At 68.1% G+C, this 518-nt stretch carries 1 protein-coding gene; it reads right to left on the bottom strand.

All coding sequences use genetic code 11. The features are described 5' to 3' along the window. The coding region (locus tag AB4Z35_RS30250) for a protein kinase domain-containing protein (RefSeq protein ID WP_442101195.1) at positions 1-518 on the bottom strand (518 nt) is incomplete at both ends.

The raw sequence follows: 518 nt of genomic DNA, 5'->3' as shown, positions 1-518 counted from the left end.
GCTCTGCGTCGTGGCGGTGTCGTCGCGGCGGCGCAGCAAGGTCATGAAGCGGCTCGTCGCGTTCATGCGTTCGGTAACGGGCCCAGCAGGGTTGGCTGCCGCCGCGGCGGCCGATTGCTCGCCCAGCGCGTTGCTCTGGTCGCGCAACTCCTTCTGAAGGCGGAACACGCTTTGCGGGCGCTCGGACGGCGTGAGCCGGAGGCACCATTCGACGAGGTCCACCAGCCCGTTGGTATAGGTGGCGCGCAGCCGGGAGATCGACTCGCCCATGCGGTCTTCCTTCTCGCGCTGGTTGGCCTCCTGCGGCGGCATGCCGGCCATGCAGGCGTAGAGCGTGGCGCCCAGGCTGTAGATGTCGGTCCAGGGGCCGAGGTCGCTGTGCTTGCCGTAGAGTTCGGGTGCGGCGAAACCGGGGGTGTACATCGGCTGGAAGCGGGCGGCTTCCATGGTCAGGATCTGCCGCGCGGCGCCGAAGTCGAGCAGGATCGGCGATTCGTCCTCGCGCAGGTAGATATTGC

Origin of the sequence: Pseudomonas sp. KB_15 (assembly GCF_052114525.1) — a bacterium.
Taxonomy (GTDB): Bacteria; Pseudomonadota; Gammaproteobacteria; order Pseudomonadales; family Pseudomonadaceae; genus Aquipseudomonas.
This window is presented reverse-complemented; position numbering and strand designations above follow the sequence as displayed.